The sequence below is a fragment of the Streptomyces sp. OfavH-34-F genome, from assembly GCF_022347745.1.
Taxonomy (GTDB): domain Bacteria; phylum Actinomycetota; class Actinomycetes; order Streptomycetales; family Streptomycetaceae; genus Streptomyces.
The window spans coordinates 1-16,447 of the sequence record NZ_JAKRGC010000135.1; the positions used below are offsets into that span (position 1 = coordinate 1).

General features: G+C 74.0%; 17 protein-coding genes and 1 pseudogene. 13 read left to right on the top strand and 5 right to left on the bottom strand.

Annotated features, from left to right (window positions below):
• Nucleotides 1-487: pseudogene (locus MHW47_RS19830) on the top strand (hypothetical protein); the annotation flags it as partial.
• A 9-nt stretch (nt 488-496) separates the two neighbouring features.
• Here MHW47_RS19830 and MHW47_RS19835 read toward each other — a convergent pair.
• The gene (locus MHW47_RS19835; protein WP_239225060.1) at nt 497-1,081 is read right to left on the bottom strand and encodes a GNAT family N-acetyltransferase; all 585 of its coding nucleotides are present in this window, start codon (nt 1,079-1,081) and stop codon (nt 497-499) included.
• 47 nt (nt 1,082-1,128) lie between these two features.
• On the bottom strand, nt 1,129-1,908 hold the full coding sequence (locus tag MHW47_RS19840) for an N-acetylmuramoyl-L-alanine amidase (protein WP_239225063.1): 780 nt from the start codon (nt 1,906-1,908) through the stop codon (nt 1,129-1,131).
• 278 nt (nt 1,909-2,186) lie between these two features.
• On the opposite strand from MHW47_RS19840, the gene MHW47_RS19845 reads away from it, so the two are divergent.
• Genes MHW47_RS19845 through crcB form a run of 3 tightly spaced genes read left to right on the top strand, consistent with a single transcriptional unit; the run spans nt 2,187 to nt 3,411 of the window.
• The gene (locus MHW47_RS19845; protein WP_239225065.1) at nt 2,187-2,648 is read left to right on the top strand and encodes a CrcB family protein; all 462 of its coding nucleotides are present in this window, start codon (nt 2,187-2,189) and stop codon (nt 2,646-2,648) included.
• Nucleotides 2,645-3,040, top strand: a complete 396-nt coding sequence (locus tag MHW47_RS19850) for a DUF190 domain-containing protein (RefSeq protein WP_239225068.1) — start codon at nt 2,645-2,647, stop codon at nt 3,038-3,040. Before MHW47_RS19845 ends, MHW47_RS19850 begins: the two co-directional genes overlap by 4 nt.
• Nucleotides 3,037-3,411, top strand: coding sequence for a fluoride efflux transporter CrcB (crcB, locus tag MHW47_RS19855; protein ID WP_239225070.1), 375 nt, complete (start codon nt 3,037-3,039; stop codon nt 3,409-3,411). Before MHW47_RS19850 ends, crcB begins: the two co-directional genes overlap by 4 nt.
• Here crcB and MHW47_RS19860 read toward each other — a convergent pair.
• The gene (locus MHW47_RS19860; protein WP_239225073.1) at nt 3,383-4,852 is read right to left on the bottom strand and encodes a DEAD/DEAH box helicase; all 1,470 of its coding nucleotides are present in this window, start codon (nt 4,850-4,852) and stop codon (nt 3,383-3,385) included. The two genes, crcB and MHW47_RS19860, sit on opposite strands and share 29 nt — an antisense overlap.
• Before the next feature lie 604 nt (nt 4,853-5,456).
• Here MHW47_RS19860 and MHW47_RS19865 point away from each other — a divergent pair.
• From MHW47_RS19865 to MHW47_RS19880, 4 genes are all read left to right on the top strand, one after another.
• Entirely contained in the window at nt 5,457-5,903 is a 447-nt protein-coding gene (locus tag MHW47_RS19865) for a hypothetical protein (protein ID WP_239225075.1), read from the top strand.
• A gap of 3 nt (nt 5,904-5,906) precedes the next feature.
• A complete protein-coding gene (locus MHW47_RS19870) occupies nt 5,907-6,467 on the top strand; it encodes a toxin (RefSeq protein WP_239225077.1) in 561 nt (186 codons plus the stop codon).
• A 61-nt stretch (nt 6,468-6,528) separates the two neighbouring features.
• On the top strand, nt 6,529-7,776 hold the full coding sequence (locus MHW47_RS19875; RefSeq protein ID WP_239225079.1) for an MAB_1171c family putative transporter: 1,248 nt from the start codon (nt 6,529-6,531) through the stop codon (nt 7,774-7,776).
• Nucleotides 7,773-8,369, top strand: coding sequence for a hypothetical protein (locus tag MHW47_RS19880; protein ID WP_239225081.1), 597 nt, complete (start codon nt 7,773-7,775; stop codon nt 8,367-8,369). The genes MHW47_RS19875 and MHW47_RS19880 overlap by 4 nt, the downstream gene beginning before the upstream one ends.
• A 44-nt stretch (nt 8,370-8,413) precedes the next feature.
• On the opposite strand, the gene MHW47_RS19885 is transcribed toward MHW47_RS19880, so the two are convergent.
• Together MHW47_RS19885 and MHW47_RS19890 are read right to left on the bottom strand one after the other, a co-directional pair.
• Complete coding sequence (locus MHW47_RS19885) at nt 8,414-10,126, bottom strand: SpoIIE family protein phosphatase (RefSeq protein WP_239225083.1); 1,713 nt, start codon at nt 10,124-10,126, stop codon at nt 8,414-8,416.
• Nucleotides 10,127-10,226: 100 nt separating this feature from the next.
• Nucleotides 10,227-10,985 carry a helix-turn-helix transcriptional regulator gene (locus tag MHW47_RS19890; RefSeq protein WP_239225085.1) on the bottom strand — a complete coding sequence of 253 codons (759 nt, stop codon included), beginning with the start codon at nt 10,983-10,985 and terminating at the stop codon, nt 10,227-10,229.
• A gap of 78 nt (nt 10,986-11,063) precedes the next feature.
• On the opposite strand from MHW47_RS19890, the gene MHW47_RS19895 reads away from it, so the two are divergent.
• From MHW47_RS19895 to MHW47_RS19915, 5 genes are all read left to right on the top strand, one after another.
• Entirely contained in the window at nt 11,064-12,290 is a 1,227-nt protein-coding gene (locus MHW47_RS19895; protein WP_308381637.1) for an MFS transporter, read from the top strand.
• A 176-nt stretch (nt 12,291-12,466) separates the two neighbouring features.
• Complete coding sequence (locus MHW47_RS19900; protein WP_239225087.1) at nt 12,467-12,976, top strand: hypothetical protein; 510 nt, start codon at nt 12,467-12,469, stop codon at nt 12,974-12,976.
• Between the two features lie 69 nt (nt 12,977-13,045).
• Nucleotides 13,046-14,500 carry a flotillin family protein gene (locus MHW47_RS19905; RefSeq protein ID WP_239225089.1) on the top strand — a complete coding sequence of 485 codons (1,455 nt, stop codon included), beginning with the start codon at nt 13,046-13,048 and terminating at the stop codon, nt 14,498-14,500.
• A gap of 194 nt (nt 14,501-14,694) precedes the next feature.
• Complete coding sequence (locus MHW47_RS19910) at nt 14,695-15,165, top strand: cation:proton antiporter regulatory subunit (RefSeq protein ID WP_239225090.1); 471 nt, start codon at nt 14,695-14,697, stop codon at nt 15,163-15,165.
• Nucleotides 15,166-15,167: 2 nt separating this feature from the next.
• On the top strand, nt 15,168-16,421 hold the full coding sequence (locus MHW47_RS19915) for a cation:proton antiporter (RefSeq protein ID WP_239225092.1): 1,254 nt from the start codon (nt 15,168-15,170) through the stop codon (nt 16,419-16,421).
• The last annotated feature ends 26 nt before the right edge of the window (nt 16,422-16,447 follow it).

Here is a 16,447-nt window from a genome sequence, read left to right on the forward strand (position 1 = left end):
GGCGCGCGGCTGGAACCGGCAGCTCGACGTCGAGCGCGGGCGGCTGTTCTACGAGGGCGAGCTGACCCCGGCCCGCTACCGGGCCTGGCTCGACCGGTGGGCGGTGGGCCTCGTCGCCCTCCCGCACGGCCGGCCGGACGGCCCGGCGGAGGCCGAGGCGGCCCTGGTCCGGGGCGGTCTGCCCTGGCTCGACGAGGTCTGGCGGGGCGACGGCTGGACGGTCTACCGGGTGCGGAACGCCACCCCGCTCGCCGCTCCGCCCGCCGCCGTCACCGCCGCCGGCGAGGCGTCCCTGACCCTGCGCCTGCCCCGCCCCGGCACGACCACCGTCCGCGTCGCCCACTCCCCCTGGCTCCGCGTGGACGGCCCCGCCGGGGCGTGCCTGGGCCGGGACGGCGCGTGGACGCGGCTGACGGTGCGGAAGGCGGGGACGTACCGGCTGCACTCGGCGTACGGGCTCGGCCGGTCCGGCGGAGGCGTGTGCTGAACCCGGGCGTCAGAGGCGCGCCGCCAGGTTCGCCTTCGCCGCCGGCCACTCCTCCGCGAGCAGCGAGAAGTACACCGTGTCGCGCCAGGTGCCGTCCGGGCGGCGGCGGTGGCGGCGGAGGGTGCCCTCGCGGCGGGCGCCGAGGCGGGCGATCGCGGCCTGGGAGCGCACGTTGAGGTGGTCGGTCTTGAGCTGGACGCGGCCCATCGCCAGGTCCTCGAAGGCGTGGGTCAGCAGGAGGAGCTTGGTCTCCGTGTTGACGGCGGTCCGCCAGTACGCGCGGCCGTACCAGGTCCAGCCGATCTCCAGCCGCTCGTTCGCCTCGTCGATGTCCATGTAGGTGGTCCAGCCGACCGCCCGCCCGGTCTCCAGGTGGACCACGGCGAAGGGGAGGTGGGTCGGATCGGCGAGCAGGGCGGTCAGGGTGGCTTCCAGGTCCCCACGGGTGCGGGGGGCCGGGGTGCCGAGCCAGCGCCAGACGTCGTCGTCGTTGCCGCCGGCGGCGAAGAGGTCGTCCAGGTGGGCGGCGGCGAGCGGCTCGACGCGGACGTGGCGGCCGGTCAGGATCACGGGGTACGGGGTCTTCGCGGGCATGACCGGCAGCCTAGCCGGATACGTACTAGCACCACAATCCTTTTGCACTAGTGCGATGAGCCGGGACGGTTGCCGGCGTCCTCCGTGGCGGCGTCCCGGTCGGCGCGCATGGCCGCCGCCAGCGAGCGGATCTCCGGCAGTTCGTCGTACAGCGCCTGGCCGGGGCAGCGCGTGCGGTACGTGTCGCGGTGGCCGGAGATGACGTCGAGCACCGCCACCTCGCCCTTGGGGTAGCGGCTCGCGTCGTTCGTGGAGCGCAGGCGCACCTTGCCGCGCGGGTCCTCGCCGGGCAGCAGCTTCCAGGCGGCGAGGGCGGCCAGCGACCGGATGACGGCGGCCGGGACCTTCTCGCCGTCGTGGTAGTCGCCGAGGACCGCGATGCCGACGCTGTCGGCGTTGAAGCCGGTGGTGTGCGCGCCGCGCACCGAGCGCGTGATGCCGCCGGCCCGGCCCTCGTAGATGGTGCCGCAGCGGTCGACCAGGAAGTTGTAGCCGATGTCGTCCCAGCCCCGGCCCTTGATGTGGGCCTCCTCGACGTTGCGGATCAGCTCGGGCGCCTCGCCGCAGTCGTAGTCGCTGTTCTCGCCCGTGTGGTGGATGAAGACCGCCCGCACGGCGCCCGTGTAGACGGCGTGCTCCCGGACGATGGACTCGTCCGCGTGCCAGGCCGCCCGGCGGACGACGACGGGCTGCGGGGCGGCGGCCGCCCACGGGTGGGGGGCGGTACGGGGCGGCTCGGCCAGGATGTGGGGCACCGGGGCGTCCCGCGGCACCAGCAGGGCCAGCGGGAGGACCGCGGCACCCAGCCATATTCGGTGGGGCCACATGGGTCCACCCTGCGGCTTCCCCGCCCGGCCCGCAGATGAGGTGGCCGATCGGGTGAAATTCGGCCGGACACGGAATAGGGCCGGTGCTCCGGGGAAAGCCGCGCGGTCCGGCCCCCGCGCCCCGGCGATATCCTGGGGGCAGCGGGGGCCGTGAGGCCGCTGCGCGGCGGTGGGGCCCGCCGTACCCGAACCGCGGTCGCCGAAACGGGCCGCCAACGGTCCCTACTTGCGCAGAAGCGCGCCCGCGCCCGGCGGGCGCCCCGGCAGGTAGGAGACACATGCCCGGCACAGGCACCGGCACCGGACCCGGTACGCACCCGGAGGCCGGCCCCCGGCCCGGGAACCCGCAGATCGCCGTCGTCGCCGTCGTCTCGCTCGGCGGGGTGATCGGGGCGTCCGCCCGGTACGGGGCGTCCCTGCTGTGGCCCACCGCGAGCGGCGGCTTCCCCTGGACGACGCTCGTCGTCAATGTGACCGGCTGCGCGGTGATCGGCGTGTTCATGGTCGTGATCGGCGAGGCGTGGGCGGCGCACCGGCTGGTCCGGCCGTTCTTCGGGACCGGGGTGCTCGGCGGGTTCACCACGTTCTCCACCTACGCGGTGGACATCGAGCGCCTCGTGGCGAAGGGGGAGGCCGGCACCGGGCTGGCCTATCTGGGACTGACGCTGCTCGCGGCCCTCGCGGCAGTGTGGAGCGCGGTGTGGCTGACGCGCCGCGCACTGGCGTGGAGGCGGGCATGACCACCGCGGGCACGAACCCCACCGGCACCCCGGACCCGGCCACCGAGCCGGGGCTGCGGCTGACCGTGTTCGTCGGCGAGTCCGACCTCTGGCACCACCGGCCCGTCTACACCGAGATCGTGCACCGGGCGCATGCCGCCGGGCTCGCCGGGGCGAGCGTGTTCCGGGGCGTCGAGGGCTTCGGCGCCTCCTCGGTGATCCACACCCAGCGGCTGCTGTCATTGAGCGAGGACCTGCCGGTGGCGGTGGTGATCGTGGACACGGAGCCGGCGGTACGCGCGTTCCTGCCGCGGATCGCCGAGCTGACCGGCGGCCGCACGGTCACGCTGGACGCCTGCGCGCTCGTGCGCACCGGGGGCCGGGGTTCCGGCACGGCGGAGGGACGCCGGTGAACTGGCTCCTGGTGATCGCCGGCGCGGCCGTCGGCGCCCCGCTGCGCTATCTGACCGACCGGGCCGTGCAGGCCCGCCACGACACCGTCCTCCCGTGGGGGACGTTCACCGTGAACATGGCGGGGTGCCTGGTCCTGGGGCTGCTGACCGGCGCGGTGGCGGCCGGGGCCGCCTCCTCCTCGCTGCAGCTGCTGCTCGGGACCGGGCTCTGCGGGGCGCTGAGCACGTACTCCACGTTCAGCTACGAGACGCTGCGGCTGGCGGAGGACGGGGCCCGGCTCTACGCGGCGGCCAACGTCGTGCTGAGCGTGGTCGTGGGGCTCGGCGCGGCCTTCGCGGGCGTCAGGCTCGCCGAGGCGCTCTGGACCTGACCCGGCCGCCCCGCGAGGAGCCGCGCCCGGCGCGCTCGGAGGGCGGGGCGGTGATGGTGACGGGCACGCCGGAGGGGGCCTGCGCGCCGGTGATCCGGCTCAGTTCCTCCCCGCCGGAGCGGACCTCCGCGATGTGCGGGGTGATGCCCGCGTCGGCCATCAGCCGGGTCATCTCGCGGCGCTGGTTGGGCAGCACCAGCGTGACGACGCTGCCCGACTCCCCGGCGCGGGCGGTGCGCCCGCCCCGGTGCAGGTAGTCCTTGTGGTCGCTGGGCGGATCGACGTTGACGACGAGGTCGAGGTGGTCGATGTGGATGCCGCGCGCCGCGACGTTGGTCGCCACCAGGACCGTGACGTGCCCGGTCTTGAAGCGCTCCAGGGTGCGGTTGCGCTGCGGCTGGGACTTGCCGCCGTGCAGCGCCGCCGCGCGCACACCGCTGCTCAGCAGGTGCTCGGTCAGCTCGTCCACGGCGTGCTTGGTGTCCAGGAACATGATCACGCGGCCGTCGCGCGCCGCGATCTCCGTCGTCGTCGCGTACTTGTCGGAGCCGCGCACGTAGAGCACGTGGTGCTCCATCGTCGTCACCGCGCCGGCCGCCGGGTCCACCGAGTGGACCACCGGGTCGTTCAGGTAGCGGCGGACGAGGAGGTCCACGTTGCGGTCGAGGGTGGCCGAGAACAGCATGCGCTGGCCGTCCCGCGGGACCTGGTTGAGCAGCTGGGTGACCTGGGGCATGAACCCCATGTCGGCCATCTGGTCCGCCTCGTCCAGCACCGTCACCGCGACCCGGTCCAGGAAGCAGTCGCCGCGCTCGATGAGGTCCTTCAGCCGCCCCGGCGTGGCCACGACGACGTCCGTGCCACCGCGCAGCGCGGCGGTCTGGCGGCCGATGGACATGCCGCCGACGACGGTGGCCAGCCGCAGCCGCAGCGGCTTGGCGTACGGGGTCAGGGCGGCGGTGACCTGCTGGGCCAGTTCCCGGGTGGGCACCAGGATCAGGGCCAGCGGGTGCCGGGCCTCGGCGCGGCGGCCCGCCGTGCGGGCGAGGACGGCCAGGCCGAAAGCGAGGGTCTTGCCGGAGCCGGTGCGGCCGCGGCCCAGCACGTCGCGCCCGGCCAGCGAGTTCGGCAGCGTCGCGGCCTGGATGGGGAACGGTTCGGTGACGCCCTGCGCGGTCAGCGCGGCCAGCACGGTGTCCGGCAGGTCCAGGTCGGCGAAGGCCGCGACGGGGGGCAGCGGCGGGGTGACGGTCTGCGGCAGCTCGAACTCGCCCTGCCGGGCGACGGGCCTGCGGGTGTGGCCGCCGGAGCGGCCCTGTCCGGCGCGGCCCGCGCCCCGGGAACGGAATCCGCCGCCCGCTCGGGAGCCGGTTCCCGCGGCGCCCTGGCCGCGGGAACGGGAGTATCGGTCGTGGGAGCGGGGTGTGCGGTCGCGGTTCAAGCGGGACCTTTTCGTCGAGGGGTGTGCGGTCGCGCATGCGGTACGCCGTCGAGGGGTGCGGTTGCGCGGTCACGGACCGTGTCCTCGGGGGGACCGGCTCCGGTGGGCCGCGTCCGGCGGCTCTTTTCCGATGGTAACCGGGGCCGCGGGTGCGGCGCCGGGCCGCGTGCGGCCGAAACGGGCAGCCGTGACTGCCGGGAACCGGCAACGGAGGGCGTGCCGGGGCAAGGACACTGACCGGCCGGTCAGTTGATGACTGCCGGGCGCAGGGGCCATAATGCACGTGTAGCCCTTCACGCATCCCCCGTCGTGAAGGGCTACACCCCTGTGCGGCGGCAGAGGCCGCGGGGCAGCACCGTCTTCACGGGCAAGGGACTCCCCTCGTGGCCCCCTGCCCGTGTTTTTTCGAGTTAACAGTGACGTAGAGTGTTTGCGCAAGCCCGCTCCGGACACCGGATGGGACTGTTCGGCTTCTCGCCATCTCCAGTCTCCCGCCGATGAGCCGGCGGTCCGCCGTTCGTTACAGTACGAGCCCGTTGACCGAATCGAGCGCCGCGCGGGTATCCGGACAGGGGTCCGCGGCGGACGTGAACGTGGGGGCCGGATGGACAACGGCGAAGAGCGCGCGCCGGAACTGCGGACGCTGCGCCAGAAGGTCGAGTACATGGTCGAGAAGACCTTCCCCGGCCGCAGGATCTCGGGACGGTTCTTCGCCGACCTGGTCAGGGAGCGGGGCGGCTCCCTCTCCCACAGCTACTTCTCCAACATCCTGGCCGGCAAGGTCACCCAGCCGTCCGAGGAGATCCTCAAGGCCCTCGGCCTGGGCTTCGGCGTGGACTGGCGGTTCTTCAAGGAGGAGTCGGAGGTCGTGGACGACGTGGTGGCCGGGCTGCAGTTCCTGGCCAAGCGGCGGACCGGCGAGATCAGCGGGCTCGCCGGACGCGGCGTGAACGAGGACGGACTGCCCCCGGAACTGCTGCAGTTCGCGATGTCCCTGCTCCGGGACGCCGGGGACCGCACGCCCCCGGCCGGCGGCGGACAGCGGGACTGACCCATGTCCATGCGGAAGTTGCGCCGGGAGTGCGAGGAGCGGCTCGCCCGCCTGCCGATCCCCTCGCCGTTCTCCGTACCCGGGCTGGTGGCCAACATGGAGGCGGCGCGCGGGCGGACCATCGTGCTGCACGAGATGCCCGACCGGCTGGCGCGCGTCAACGCCGCCTGCGGGCTGCGGCTCAAGGCCGGCGACACCAGCTTCGTGCTCTACCGCAGGCGCCCCACCGAGTACCAGACGCAGCACGTCATCCTGCACGAGCTGTGCCACGAGTGGTTCGACCACGGCACCTCGCTGGACGCGGAGCAGCTTCAGCGGCTGCTGCCGGTCTTCGACACCTCGCTCATCGCCCGGATGGTCGGCCCCGGCGCGGAACTGACCCCGGACGCCGTGCAGGCGCGGGCGCAGTACGACACCCACGACGAACGCATGGCCGAATTCGGTGCGTCGCTCATCCCCCGCATGGCACGGGACGTGACGAGCGATGACATGGTGGGGCGGCTCGCGAACTCGCTCTCGCGCCCGGTCGCCCACCGCCGCGGCGGCCTGTTCCGCCGGACGTGACCCCCGCACCGCCGCCCCGTACCGACCGTCCCTCTTCCCCCCACTCCCGAGGACTTCCGCCGTGACCCCGCTCGACCTCGCCGGCTATCTCATAGCGGGCCTGATGACAGCCGTCGCCCTCTGGCGCATGCCGGCCGCCCTGTGGGGCGACGAGGAGGACCGCAGACGCCGGGCGTTGTGGGGCTGTTACGCGGGATTCGCCCTGGCGCTGTGGACGAAGACCCGGTTCGTGCGCGTCGGGCTCAACGACAGCCCGGTCACCGACCTCTCCGTCCTCATCAAGCACTACACGGCGACCATCGCGATTCTGGCCATTCTCAGCTACATCGTGGCGATCTACGGGCAGTACGAGGACGAGGGCGACGTGCCCCGGCACGTGCGGTTCGCCCGGCTGATCCAGCAGGTGGCCGCCAAGGCGTCGGTCGCCACGCTGGTCCTGCTCACGGTGCTGTTCTTCACCGTCGTGGACCGCTCCACCCCCTCGGACCGGTTCGTCGCCGACCACGCCGGGCAGTGGGGCGCCACGCTGTACATGAGCGTCTTCTACCTCTACCTGGGCGCCGCGTCCGCCGTCTGCGCCTACCAGTGGGCGCTGGCCACCGCGGGCGCCCGGACGCGTCATCTGCGCGTCGGGCTCGGGATGATGACGTTCGCGATGTTCATCGGCGTCGGCTACACCGTCAGCCGCACGCTGTTCCTCTGGGCCAGCGTCGTGGACGATCCGAGCGAGTCCTTCGCGCTGCGCTTCGACGAGATCACCGAGGCCGCCCAGGTCGTCCTCTTCGCCTTCTTCGCGGTCGGCGCCTCCGTCCCGGCCCTGAGCAACGCCCGCCGCCGCGCCAAGCTCTGGCGGGCCCAGGCCCGGCTGCACGGCCTCTGGTACGAGCTGATGACGGCCTTCCCGGACCAGCCCTTCGAGCCGCCCCGGCCGCTGCTGCGGGAGCTGACCCGCTTCGACACCCCGGCCGACCTGCGCGTCGACCGCTGGGCGGCGGACATCGCGGACGCGGTCGAGAAGCTGCGCCACTACGTCCCGGACACCCTGCTGCCCGCCGCCGAGGCCGCCGCCGGGACCGGGCCCGGCTCGCCGCTCGCCGACGCGTACTGGATCAAGGCGGCGCTGCTGGCCCGCGACTCCGGCGCCCCGGCGGGCGACGCGGCCGCCGTCGCCACCCAGCACGCCACCGACCAGGACGGCGAGGTCGCCCGGCTGGTCCGGGTGGCCGCCGCGTACCGCACGCTGACCCCGGAGCGGGCCCGCCCGGTCCTGGAAGCCTCCGCGTCGGCGGGCAAGGAGCAGCCGGCATGACCACCACCGACACCCCCGCCGCCCCCGACCACGCCCTCGCGCGCACCGTGACCGACGTCCTCCAGCCGCGCAACCTGCTCCTCGCCGGCATGCTCGGCATCGGCCTGGCGGCGGCCGGCCGCTGGACCGGGCTGCTCTGGGGGCTGCTCGGCGCCCTGTGCGCGGGGATCGTGCCCGCCGGCTACATCGAGTGGGAGCGCGGGCGCGGCACCTGGGGCGACCGCCACGTCGTGGACCGCACCAAGCGGGCGCCCATCTTCTTCGTCATCCTCGGCTCCATCGGCGCCGGTTCGGCGGTGATGCTGCTGGGCGGGGCGCCCGCCGGCATCCTGGCCGCGATGCTGGCGCTGTGGGCGATGACGGTGGTGCTCCTGGCCGTCAACACGGTGTGGAAGATCTCCGTGGACGCCTCGGTGGCCTCGGCCGTGGTCGCGCTGCTCGCCGCCGTCCACTCGCCGTGGTGGCTGTGCGGGTACGCGCTCGCGGCGGCCGTGTCCTGGTCGCGGGTGGCGCTCGGCTACCACACGGTCGGCCAGGTGACGGCCGGTACGGCGCTGGGCGCGGCGACGGCGGGCGCGTTCCTGTTCGTCTGAGGCGGCCCGGCGTTCAGGCGTCGTCGTCCGGGGCGGCGCGGCGTTCAGGCGTCCGGGTAGCCGCCGTCCGGTTCCTCGCGGGTCCGGGAGGCCATCACCGCGATGTCGTCCTCGGCGCCCGGCCCGAAGCGCTCCAGCACCCGGTCCAGCAGGGTCTCCAGGTCGCCGCTCTCCGGCAGGGTCAGCTCCGCGAGCCGGGCCACGCACGCGTCGATGTCCTCGCCGCGCCGCTCCACCAGCCCGTCGGTGTACATGAACAGCACCGCGCCCGGGCAGCACTCCACCACCGTGGAGCGGTAGCCGCCGAAGCCGGTGCCGAGCGGCGGGGCCTCCGGCACCTCGCAGATCCGGGCGCCGGACGCGCCCGGTTCGAGCACGACGGGCGGCAGGTGGCCCGCGCTGGCCACCTCGCACATCCCGCCGTCCCGGTCCACCACGGCGAGCAGGCAGGTGGCGGCCCGGTCGATCCCGGACCGCTCCACCATCCGGTCCAGCTGCTCCAGGATGCGGTGCGGGGGCAGCTCCTCGTCGGCCAGCAGCCGCAGCAGCGAGCGGTAGTGGCTCATCGCGACGGCGGCCTCCACGCCGTGGCCCATCACGTCGCCCATCGCCTTGAGGTGGCGCCCGTCCGGCAGCGGGATGACGTCGAACCAGTCGCCGCCCACCAGCACGCTGCGATCGGCCGGCAGGTAGCGGGTGGCGACCTCGATGTGCGGGTGGGGCGGCCGGGGCTCGGAGAGCAGGGAGCGCTGGAGCTCCAGGGCGATGGTGTGCTCGTGGGTGAAGCGGCGCGCGTGGTCCAGGTGGACGGCGGCCTGCCCGGCCAGCTCGCGGGCGACCACCACGTCGTCGTCCGAGAAGACCGGCGACCCGCCGCCCCGGAACAGGGCCAGCACCCCGATCGGCGTGGAGCGCACGGAGACGGGCACCACGACCGACGAGTGCAGCCCCATGTCCCGGTACGCCTCTGCCAGCTCCGGCGTGGGCGCCGAGCGGTCCACCTGTTCGTCGTCGGCGAGGTTCTCCACGACGGGCTGGTCGGCGGCCAGGCAGCGCGGCACGGCGGAGCCCTCCCGGTGGTCCACGTAGTCGTCGGACACCGCGAACCGGCCGGCCTTCGGCCGCAGGCCGCGTACCACCGACATGGCCGCCCGCCGCAGCCGCACCACGCCGGGCGGGCCCGGGCGCACCGGCGGGGCGACGTCGCGCGGGAAGACCTCGACCACGGCGACGTCGGCGAGGCCGGGCACCACCAGGTCCGTCAGCTCGGAGCAGGTGGTGTCCATGTCGAGGGTGGTGCCGATGCGGGTGTTCGCGCTGTCCAGGAGGGAGAGGTGGCGCTGGGCCTGGGCGAGCCGGCGCTGCTCGTCGTCGGAGGCCATCACCTCCAGGACGATGCCGACGACCCCGGCGACCCGGCCGTCGACCTCCAGGCGGTGGTAGGCCCCGTGCCAGTAGACGCGGGCGGTGCCGGACTCGGCGGGCAGCCGGCCGCTGGAGGTGACCTCGCGGGCCCGGCCGTCCGCGAGCACGGCGCGCATCAGGTCCTCGCGGGCGTCGATGTCGGGCATGACCTCGCTGGGGCGGCGGCCGAGGTGGGCGGAGGGCGGGATGCCGTTGTGGCGTACGAGTGACGGGTTGACGTACAGGTAGCGCAGCTCGGTGTCGAACACGGCCACGCCCGCCGTCGTGCCGTCGAGCACGGCGGCGAGCGCCGTGACGTCGATGGACGGCGGGTGGTCGGCGTACACCGGCAAGACAGACCTCCTGGGGCAGGGCGCGGGCCGCCTGCTGCCCGGCCCTTCATCGTCGGTCGCCCCGCCCGCTCCCGCATCCGCAGCTCCGCCGACCGCGCGCTCAGCGCGGCGGGCCCGCCTGCGCGTAGGAGCCGGGGGTGGTGCCGAAGGCGTGCCGGAACGACTGGATGAAGGCGCTCGGCCCGCTGTAGCCGCAGGCGACGGCGACCGAGGTGACCGAGCCGCCGGAGGCGAGCAGCGTCAGCGCGTGGTGGAGCCGCAGCTGGGTGCGCCACTGCGGGAAGGACATCCCGGTCTCGGCGCGGAACAGCCGGCTCAGGGTGCGGGGCGCCGCGCCGACGGCCGTGCCCAGCTCGGTGAGGGTCCGGCCGTCCGCCGGGTCGTCCTGGAGGATGCGGGCGATGTCCCGCAGCCGGGGGTCGGCCGGGGAGGGCAGGCAGACGCCGAGCGGTTCGACCCGGCGCAGCTGGTCGAGCGCGACCCGCTCCAGGTTGCGCCGCTGCCGGGCGTCGAGGGCCGGTTCGCTCCCGTCGGTGAGGCAGGCGACGATCTCGCGCAGCAGCGGGGTGACGGCCAGGACGGTGGGCCGGTCGAGCCGCAGCGGGTTGTCGGCCGGGGCGAAGCTCAGCGCCCGCAGCTCGGTCGGCCCGTACGCGAGGTGGGCGTGGACGACGCCGGCGGGAATCCAGACCGCCCGGTGCGGGGGCACCGCCCACACGCCGAGCGGGGTGGCCACCTCCAGCACGCCGCGCGAGGGGCAGACGAGCTGGTGCTCCACGTGGTGGTGGCGGGCGATGCGCTCCTGGTGCGCGAGCGGCACCCGCGCGGGGCCGTGCAGCGTGCGGCAGGTAGTCGACATAAGTAGGCAGATTATCGCTAGCCCGCTCCCCCGGGCGGCCGGAATCCTCGAAGGGACCTTCAGCGAGGAGCACCCTTCATGACCGGCCCGGCCGCCTCCCGGCAGACCCCTCCCGACCCCTCCCCTCCGACCGGACGCCCGCAGCCCGGGGCCCTTCCGGACGATGCCCCGTCCGCCTGGCGGCGGATGCGGATGTGGGGCACCGCGCACGCCGTGGACGACCTCTACCAGGGCCTCGTGCCCGCCTGCGTCCCGTACTTCGTGCTCGACCGGGGCTACAGCTACGTCGCCGCCTCCGGGCTCACCCTCGCGGCGGCGCTCGGCAGTTCCGTGCCGCAGCCGTTCATCGGCCTCGCGGTGGACCGCTACCGGCTGCCCCGGCTCGCCCCGGCCGGGCTCGCCGTCGCCGGGATCGGCCTCGGCCTGTCGGGCCTGGTCCAGCCGTACGCCGCCGTCTGGCTGCTGATCCTGCTGTCCGGGCTCGGCGTGGCGATGTTCCATCCGGCGGCGGGCAAGGCGGCCCGCGAGGCCGCCGGGGACAGCGCCTCCGCGATGAGCGTCTTCGCGGCGGGCGGCAGCGTGGGCTTCTTCCTGGCCCCGGTCCTGGCGACACCGGCGCTCGTGGCGATGGGGGTGGGCGCGACGGCGCTGTTCATCCCGCCCGCCGTCCTGATGGCCTTCGTGCTGCTGCGGCACCGCCCGGCCGCGGCCCCGGTCCGCAGGCAGGGGCGGGAGGGGCGGGACCGGTGGCGTCCGTTCCTCTTCCTCACCGGCATCGAGGTGGTGCGCTCGGTGGCGTTCTTCGGGGCGATCACCTTCATCGAGCTGTTCTGGATCCGCCATCTGCACGCGGGCCGGGGCGTCGCCGGCCTCGCGCTCGCCTGCTTCCTGGTCGGCGGGGTGGCGGGGACGCTGCTCGGCGGCCGGATCGCGGACCGCGTCGGCATGGTCCGTACGGTCCAGCTGGGCGGCCTCGCCGCCGTACCGGCCCTGATCGCGCTGCGGCTGACCCCGGGCACCGTGCTGCCGCTGGTCTTCGCGGTCCTGGCGGGGCTCGCGCTCAACGTGCCGTTCGCCGTGCTGGTGAAGCTCGGCCAGGACTACCTGCCGGGGCGCCCCGGTACGGCGGCCGGGGTCACGCTCGGCCTGGCCGTCAGTGTCGGCGGGCTGATCGCCCCGGCGCTGGGCGCGGCGGCCGAGGCGTACGGGCCGCAGGGCGTGTTCACGATCCTGTGCGCGATCCCGGTCGTCGCGGTGCTCCTCGGACTCTTCCTCGTCGAGCCGGAACCGCCGGCGGGTGACTGACCGTCCCCTGTGACGAAGGCGCGCCGGGGGGCCTTGCGGCCGCCCGGCACTCCGGCATCGCCGAGGAGTTGAAGATTGCCGGGTTCCGGCAGTGTTGCCACGGGGGCACGTATGGGACCATCCAGCCAGTTCGATGGAAATGTGCGGGGGACGCCGGGACCGGGAGGGGTGAACACGTGACCTTGTTCCTGGGTCTCGGGATCGCGGGGATCGCGCTGCTCGCCCTGTCCCTGATCTTCGACGGCATTCTGGAGGGCCTCTTCGGGGGTCTGCTGGAGGGCCTGTTCAGCGGGCTCGTCTCCCTTCCGGTGATCGCCGGCTTCCTCTCCATGCTCGGCTTCGGCGGCGCCATCGTGCTCGGCACGACCGGTGCCGGCACGCTCGCCGCCACCCTGGCCGGGGTCGCCGCCGGGCTCGTCGCCGCCGTGCTGACCTGGAAGTTCAGCCGGGCCCTGATGCGGGACCAGACCGACGCGACCCCGCGCGGCGAGGACCTCGTGGGCACGTCGGGCTCGGTGGTCACCGCGATCCCGTCCGACGGCTACGGCGAGGTCCTGCTCCGCCTGGGCGGACAGCTGGTCAAGCTGTCCGCGAAGAGTCCGGTGCCGGTCGCCCGGGGTGCCGAGGTCTGGGTCGAGGCGACCCTCTCCAGCACCTCGGTCTCGGTCCGGCCCGTCGAACGCTGAACCGGTACACCGGCCCCACCACCGCTCGTCTCACAACTGCCCCCGTCCGGAGGCAGAGGGGGAAACCGCATGAGTCCCGTAATGATCGCGATCGTCGGAGTCGTCGTACTCCTGTTCCTGCTCGCCCTGGCCGTCATCACCCGCTACAAGGTGGCGGGCCCCAGCCAGGCGTTCATCATCACCGGGCGCCGGGGCAAGAAGTCCGTGGACCCGGTGACCGGCCGGACGAGCATCGACAACAGCGGCCAGAAGGTCGTCGTCGGCGGCGGCGTCTTCGTCGTGCCGTTCGTCCAGCAGAAGTTCACCCTGGACCTGTCCAGCCGTCACATCCCGGTCGCGGTGCGCGGCGCCGTCACCCTGCGCGGGGTGAAGGCCCACCTCGAAGGCGTCGCGATCGTCAAGGTCGGCGGCAGCGAGGACGCGATCCGGGCCGCCGCCCAGCGCTTCCTGCGCCAGCAGGACGGGATCGTCGGCTTCACCCAGGAAGTGCTCTCCGGCGCGCTGCGCGCCATCGTCGGCCGGATGTCCGTGGAGGACATCATCCGCGACCGCGCCGCGTTCGCCGGCCAGGTCGCCGAGGAGGCCGAGGCGAGCCTGTCCGGCCAGGGCCTGATCCTGGACGCCTTCCAGATCCAGGACATCACCACCGAGGGCTCCTACCTGGAGGACCTGGGCCGCCCCGAGGCCGCCCGCGCCAAGCAGGAGGCCGACATCGCGGAGGCCATCGCCCGCCGCGCCTCCGAGCAGGCCCGGCTCAAGGCCGCCGAGGAGATCGCGATCGCCGAGCGGACCTTCTACCTGAAGCAGGCGGAGATCAAGGCCGAGACCGAGGCGGCCGCCGCCAAGGCCAACGCCGCCGGTCCGCTCGCCGAGGCCGCCCGCCAGCAGGAGGTCCTGACCGAGCAGGAGAAGGTCGCCGAGCGCCAGGCCGCGCTGACCGACCGCGAGCTGGACACCAAGGTCCGCAAGCCCGCCGACGCCGCCCGCTACCAGGCGGAGCAGGAGGCGGAGGCCCGCCGTATCGCCCAGGTCAAGGAGGCCGAGGCGGCCGCCGAGCGCGCCCGGCTGACCGGTGAGGGCGAGAAGCTGCACCGCTCCGCGCTCGCCGAGGCGGTGCGCATCGAGGGCGAGGCGGAGGCCGCGGCCATCGCGGCGCGCGGTTCGGCCGAGGCCGAGGCCATGCAGAAGAAGGCCGACGCCTTCGCGCAGTACGGCGACGCGGCCGTCCTCCAGATGCTCGTCGAGGTGCTGCCCCAGGTCGTCGCCAAGGCGGCCGAGCCGCTGGGCGCGATCGACAAGATGACCGTCATCTCCACGGACGGCGCCAGCCGGCTGTCCCGTACGGTCACGGACAACGTCGCCCAGGGCATGGAGCTGCTCTCCTCCACCACCGGCATGGACCTCGGCGCCCTGCTCCAGAACCTCAGGGGCGCGGTGCCGAAGCCGGCCGCCGAGCCCGCCGCCCCGGCCGCGGCCCCGGCGGTCCCGGCCGACCAGAACGGCAAGATCGAGATCGGCGACTGATCCAGGCCCCGTCCCCAGCCTGTGCCCGGCCGGTCACCCACCGGCCGGGCACACGTGTGTCCGGGCCCGGACACCTCCGGCGGGCGATGGCCGGAACTCGCCCCTCGGGGCGGCGGAATCCTCCGGATAAGGTAACGCGGGTCTAAAAAGCTCACCAAGTGCCTCACGCGTACCGCGCCCCTCGGGAGGAAGCCATGGGAACCCACCGCACCACGCTGCCCGGAGTCGGCGTCCAGTACGACTACACGACGGAGTCGGGCCAGCACATCTCCGTGGTCGTGCACCACGACGGGCGGCGGTTCATCGGCTTCTACGACCAGGACGACCCTGATTCGTGCCGCCTCTCGGTACCCCTGACTCCACAGGAGGCGACCGGACTCGCCCACCTCATCGACGCGGCGCCCATCGACGCCGTACGGACCGAGGGCATCGATCTGGTCACCGAGCACATCCCGCTCGGCAGCCGCTCCCCGTACGGCGGACGGCTGCTCGGCGACACCAAGGCGCGGACCCGGACCGGCGCCTCGATCGTGGCGGTGCTGCGCACGCACAGCGCGCATCCGTCACCGGGGCCGGACTTCCGGCTGGCCATCGGCGACACCCTGGTCGCCGTCGGAACACGCGAGGGCGTCGACACGCTCTCCGAGATCATCGCGGAGGGCTGACCGTGCACGACACGACCGCACTGCTGGTGGAGCTGGGCTCCGTCATTCTGGGGCTCGGCCTCATCGGACGCTTCGCCGGCCGGATAGGGCTCTCGCCCATCCCCCTGTACCTCCTGGCCGGGCTGGCCTTCGGCGAGGGCGGACTGCTCCCGCTGCGCGCCAGTGAGGAGTTCACCGCGGTCGGCGCCGAGATCGGCGTCATCCTGCTGCTTCTGCTGCTCGGGCTCGAATACAGCGCCTCCGAACTGGTCACCAGCCTCAAGACGCAGTACCCGTCCGGGGCCGTCGACTTCGTCCTCAACGCGACCCCGGGCGCGGTGGCCGCGCTGATCCTCGGCTGGGGCCCCGTCGGCGCCGTCGCCCTGGCCGGGGTCACCTGGATCTCCTCGTCCGGGGTGATCGCCAAAGTCCTCGCGGACCTGGGCCGCCTCGGCAACCGCGAGACCCCCGTCATCCTCGGGGTGCTGGTCATCGAGGACCTGTCGATGGCCGTCTACCTGCCGCTGCTCACCGCGATGCTCGCGGGCGTGGGCCTGGCCGGCGGCAGCATCGCCCTGCTGATCGCCCTCGGCACGGTCGGCCTGGTGCTCTACCTCGCGCTCCGGCACGGCCGGCTGATCAGCCGCGCGGTCTCCTCCGACAACCCGGAGATGCTGCTGCTCGTCGTGCTGGGGCTGACGGTCCTGGTCGCCGGAGTGGCCCAGCAGCTCCAGGTGTCCGCCGCCGTCGGCGCGTTCCTCGTCGGCATCGCGCTCTCGGGCGAGGTCGCGGAGGGCGCGCGCAAGCTGCTCACCCCGCTGCGGGACCTGTTCGCCGCCGTCTTCTTCGTGTTCTTCGGGCTCTCCACCATCCCCGCGGACATTCCCCCGGTACTGCTGCCGGCCGCCATCCTGGCCGTGGTCACCGTCTTCACGAAGATCGGGACCGGCTGGTACGCGGCCCGGCGCGCCGGCATCGGACCGCGCGGGCGCTGGCGGGCGGGCGGCACGCTCGTGGCGCGCGGCGAGTTCTCCATCGTCATCGCCGGTCTCGCCGTGGCGACCGAGCCCCGCATCGGCCCCATCGCCACCGCGTACGTCCTGATCCTGGTCATCGTCGGCCCGCTCACCGCCCGCTGGACCCAGCCGGCGGTCGAACTCATCGAGAAGTGGCGGGGCAAGGGCGAGCCCCCGGCCGCGGCGGGCACGACCGGCGCACCGGCCGCCCCGGCCCGGGTGCCGGCCCAGGAGGGCATCCCGGCGGCGTCCCCGGAGTAGCGGGCGTACGGGGCGCCGCGCCGGCT